This window comes from Phenylobacterium sp., from assembly GCF_030693805.1.
In the GTDB taxonomy this organism is placed as follows: domain Bacteria; phylum Pseudomonadota; class Alphaproteobacteria; order Caulobacterales; family Caulobacteraceae; genus Phenylobacterium.
The window spans coordinates 1-4320 of the sequence record NZ_JAUXZW010000073.1 but is presented as its reverse complement, the minus strand read 5'-3'; the positions used below and the strand labels follow the sequence as shown (position 1 = coordinate 4320).

Annotated in this window: 4 protein-coding genes and 1 tRNA gene; 4 read left to right on the top strand and 1 reads right to left on the bottom strand. The window is 69.3% G+C overall.

Annotation, left to right across the window (positions count from 1 at the left end; genetic code table 11):
* Nucleotides 1-77: transfer RNA gene (locus Q8M88_RS03325), tRNA-Met, on the top strand.
* A 65-nt stretch (nucleotides 78-142) separates the two neighbouring features.
* Here the strand turns inward: Q8M88_RS03325 and Q8M88_RS03320 are convergent.
* Nucleotides 143-667 (bottom strand): glycine cleavage system protein R, encoded by a 525-nt coding sequence (locus Q8M88_RS03320; protein WP_305594829.1) that lies wholly within the window; start codon nucleotides 665-667, stop codon nucleotides 143-145.
* A gap of 151 nt (nucleotides 668-818) precedes the next feature.
* On the opposite strand from Q8M88_RS03320, the gene Q8M88_RS03315 reads away from it, so the two are divergent.
* The 3 genes from Q8M88_RS03315 to Q8M88_RS03305 form a co-directional block, all read left to right on the top strand.
* Nucleotides 819-1373 (top strand): methylated-DNA--[protein]-cysteine S-methyltransferase, encoded by a 555-nt coding sequence (locus tag Q8M88_RS03315; protein ID WP_305594828.1) that lies wholly within the window; start codon nucleotides 819-821, stop codon nucleotides 1371-1373.
* A gap of 115 nt (nucleotides 1374-1488) precedes the next feature.
* Nucleotides 1489-2838, top strand: coding sequence for an MFS transporter (locus tag Q8M88_RS03310; protein WP_305594827.1), 1350 nt, complete (start codon nucleotides 1489-1491; stop codon nucleotides 2836-2838).
* 53 nt (nucleotides 2839-2891) lie between these two features.
* On the top strand, nucleotides 2892-4320 hold a 1429-nt coding region (locus Q8M88_RS03305; protein ID WP_305594826.1), incomplete at its 3' end, for a CYTH and CHAD domain-containing protein.

Genomic DNA, 4320 nt, shown 5'->3' with positions numbered 1-4320 from the left:
CGCGGGGTGGAGCAGCCCGGTAGCTCGTCAGGCTCATAACCTGAAGGTCACAGGTTCAAATCCTGTCCCCGCACCCAAGTCCGCCTTACGCGCTACACGCAAGAGCCCCCTTTCGAGGGGGCTTTTTGCGTTTTGGCGTCTCTCAGCGGGTTTCTGCTGCGTTCAATGCGATGTCGACCATGATCTCGCCGGAGATCTCCTCCAGCGCGGCCTGAAGATCCTCCGCCTGCAGGCCGCTGGGCAGTCGAAGCTGCGCCTGGGCGTTGAACAACGGCGCTCCAGAATGCGCCTCGGCGCTGATCCGGCTTTCGAACGCCTCGATGTTCACGCCGAGACCGCTGAGGATCGCCGTCACCTGGTGCACGATGCCCAGTCGATCTTGCCCGACCAGGGCCAAGTGGACAGCGTCGCCTGCGACGCCCGGCGCTTCCAGGGCAGGTGCGATGCGCACTTCAAGGCCTTGAGCGTCCACGGTATTCACCGCCGCGCGCAAGGCCTCGACGCGCTCGGGATCGAGCTCGACGAGCACCGAACCGACATACAGGCCGCCCAGCCGACTGAGGTGGCTCTCCAGCCAGTTGCCGCCCGCCGCCAGAACCGCGGCGGCCAGCGCCTGGGTGAGGCCTGGCCGGTCGCTGCCAACTACGCTCAAGACCAGTGTCGTCATCGTCGAACCCCGAAAAGCGGCGATAAGAGGCGTGCGCTGCGTGGTGATCAAGCCCGCCGTCGCGACGAACCGGCCTCGTCGGAGAATGTCCAGGTCCGAATTCCGCGCCTTGCCGGCTGGCCGCGTTCGCGGGCTTTGCTAATCTCCCCCTGTGACGACGCACGCCTACAGCCTGTTCGACTCCGCGATCGGCGTCTGCGCCGTGGCCTGGAGCGTTCACGGCGTCAGCGACATGAACCTGCCGGAGGGCGACGAGACGCGGTCCCGCGCGCGGATGATGCGCCGCCGACCGCAGGCTGTGGAGACGGCGCCCGACAACGACAACGCCCGCGCGGCCATCGACGGCGTGCGCCGGCTGCTCTCGGGCGAGCGGATCGACCTCACGGGCGTGGTGGTCGACCTCACCGACTGCGAAGACTTCGAGCGCAGCGTCTACGCCGTGGCGCGCACCGTGCCGGCGGGCGCGACCATCACCTATGGCGAGATCGCCCAGCGGATCGGCGCGCCACGCCAGGCGCGCGAGGTGGGCCAGGCGCTGGGCCGCAACCCGGTGGGGATCATCGTGCCCTGTCACCGGGTGCTCGCGGCCGGCGGCAAGCCGGGCGGATTCACCGCGCACGGCGGCGTAGCCACCAAGCTCAAGCTGCTGTCGATCGAAGGCGCCGTGGTCGGCGATGCGCCGACCCTGTTCGATATCTGGCGCTAGGCCGAGCCCAGCCCGACGCACGGCAGGGCTTGCGTCGGCGCGCCCGCACCTGAAGATGGGGACAAACGACCTTGGCCATGCAGCCGGGGTCTCGGGCGAGCGGGCGAGGGGCGACATGAGCGGGACCGGCGAGGACGTGTCTGTGGCGGCCGGGGGCGCGGGACGTCCGGGCTATCGCTACGTGGTCGTGGCCATGCTGACGCTGGTCTACACCTTCAATTTCCTGGACCGGCAGATCCTCTCAGTGCTGGCCGAGCCGATCCGCAAGGAGCTGCACCTCAGCGACACGCAGCTTGGCCTGCTGACGGGCCTGACCTTCGCGCTGTTCTACACCACGTTCGGCATACCGCTGGCGTGGCTGGCCGACCGCACTCGTCGCATCTGGATCGTCGCCGGCGCACTGTCGGTATGGAGCCTGTTCTCGGCCGCCTGCGACCTGGCGGGCAATTTCGCTCAGCTCGCGTTGGCGCGGATCGGGGTGGGCGTCGGCGAGGCGGGCGGATCGCCGCCGTCGCATTCGCTGATCTCGGACTATTTCCCTCCTGCCCAGCGTGGAACGGCGCTTGGTCTGCTATCGATCGGGGCGCCGCTGGGCGGGGCTCTGGGCGTCGGGGTCGGAGGAGCGATCGCCGCAGCCCACGGCTGGCGCGCAGCGTTCATGGTGGTGGGATTGTCCGGCCTGGTGCTGGCGGCCCTGGTGTTGCTGATCGTGCGAGAGCCGCTGCGCGGGCGGATGGACCCGCTGGGCGATGGACAGACCCACGAGCCCAGCCCGCCGCTGGGGCGCGGCATTGCTGAATTCTTCGCCGATCCGGTATTGCGCTGTACAGCGTTAGGGGCCGGATGCTCCGCGTTCCTGGCATTCGGGATCGGCAACTGGGCGCCGGCTTTCCTGATCCGCGTGCGGCACATGGAAATGGGCGACCTGGCGCTTTATTTCGGCCTGGTGGTGGGCTTCGCCGGGGTGGTCGGCGTGGCGGGTTCGGGCTGGCTGGTCGATCGCCTGCGTCGCTACAGCCCGCGGGCGTATGCGCTGGTGCCCGGAGCGGCGACGCTGATCAGCCTGCCGTTCTTCATCGGTTTCCTGATGGCGCCGACGTGGCCGCTGGCGGTCGCGTCCTTTGCGGTTTCGACCGTGCTCAATGGCGTCTATCTGGCGCCGGCCATGACCGTGGTGCAGAACGCTGTCGCCCCGTCGCGACGCTCACTGTCCTCAGCCCTGTTCATGTTCATTTTCAACCTGATCGGCATGGGTGGCGGCCCGCTGTTCGTCGGCATGATCAGCGACAGGATGCACGGGAGCTTCGGGGAGTTGTCACTGCAGATCGGCCTGGCGGCCCTGACGCCTGTGTTCCTGCTCACCGCACTCGCCCACTACGCGACATCGCGCGCGATCGGCAAGCAGGTGGGGGCGGGCGAGGGCAGGCTGGGGCGGCTGGACGCCCAGGTTCAGGCGGCGCGATAGACAAAACGGATTCCGCGGCTCAGGGTCGCGCCGATCCTTTTTCAGAGCCCACCATGCCCGCGGGAAGCGACGACGGCCGCCTTGAGACCGAGCTGAAATTCGAACTCGCCCCGGACGCGGTCCGGACGCTGCGGGGGCCGGGCGGCATCGGCGCCGGCCAGGCCAAGCGCCTGCATTCGGTCTATTTCGACACCCCCCGGCACGACCTGAAGAATCGCGGCGTGACGCTACGCGTGCGCCAGGCGGATGGCGCCTTCATCCAGACCGTCAAACAGCGTCAGGGCGTCGGCGCGTTGGGCCGCAACGAGTGGGAGACGCCGGTCGTCGGCGAGACGCCCGAGCCCCTGGCGTTCGGGGCGACCCCCGCCGCTGCGGTGCTGAACGGAGACGCCAGCCAGCTCGCGCCAGTTTTCGCGACCACTGTGGAGCGCAGCGTCCACCTGTGGCGCGACGGTGAGACCGTGGTCGAGGTGAGCCTGGACGAGGGTGAGATCACCGCAGGCTCTCAGAGCGAGCCGATCCGCGAACTGGAGCTGGAGCTAAAGGCCGGCGACCCGGCGGCGCTGTTCGTTCTGGCCCGCGAGCTAGCCCGCCACACGCCCATGCGCCTGTCGTTCGAGAGCAAGGGCGAGCGCGGCTATCGGCTGGCCGGCCACGATGGGGTCGCGGCCTTGAAGGCCGAGCGTTCCGCCCTATCGCCTGAAGCGAGCGCCGCCGAGGCGTTCCGCGGCGTGGCCCGCAGCGCGCTCACCCAGATCACCGGCAACGCCCAACTTCTGCGCCGGGTGCGCACGCCAGAGACGCTGCATCAGACGCGAGTGGGCCTGCGCCGGCTGCGCGCAGCTCTAACGATCTTCAAGGCCGGCTTGCCGGCGAACTCGCTGATGGGCGTCAAGGCGGAGGCCAAGTGGCTGGCCGGCGAGCTGAACGCGGCGCGCGACCTCGACGTGTTCATCCAGGACACCTATCGGCCGGCCGAGCGCAGGGCGCTCGACGATCCCGGCGTAGTGGCCCTGGGCGCCCGGCTGCTTCATTTGCAGGCGGAAGCCTATGAGCGCGCGCTGGCGGCGTTGGATTCGTCGCGCTTCTCCAACCTGCTGCTGTCGGCGACGACGTGGGTGGAGGTCGGCGACTGGACCAACGCCACGGCTCCCGAGGTGACGCCGCTTGGCGACACCAGCGCCGCTGAGCTGGGCGCCGCGGTGCTGGAACGGCTGCGCAGCAAGGTGCGCAAGGCCGGTCGGCGGCTTTCCGATCTCGATCCGGCGTCGCGTCACGCGCTGCGCATCCGCGCCAAGAAGCTGCGCTACGGCGCGGAATTCTTCGCCGGCGCCTTCGAGGGCGAGGGCAAGCGCCGGCGCCGCTTCCTCGAGACGCTGAAGCGGCTGCAGGATGCGCTGGGCGAGCTGAACGACATCGCGGTGGCGCGCGAGATGGCGCCGCGCATCACCGAAGGTCGCGGAGCTGACCTGGGCTTCACCG

Coding starts and splice junctions, on each gene's coding strand:
- Q8M88_RS03310 (WP_305594827.1), top strand. CDS start 1,489: ATGAGCGGGACCGGCGAGGACGTGTCTGTGGCGGCCGGGGGCGCGGGA.
- Q8M88_RS03320 (WP_305594829.1), bottom strand. CDS start 667: ATGACGACACTGGTCTTGAGCGTAGTTGGCAGCGACCGGCCAGGCCTC.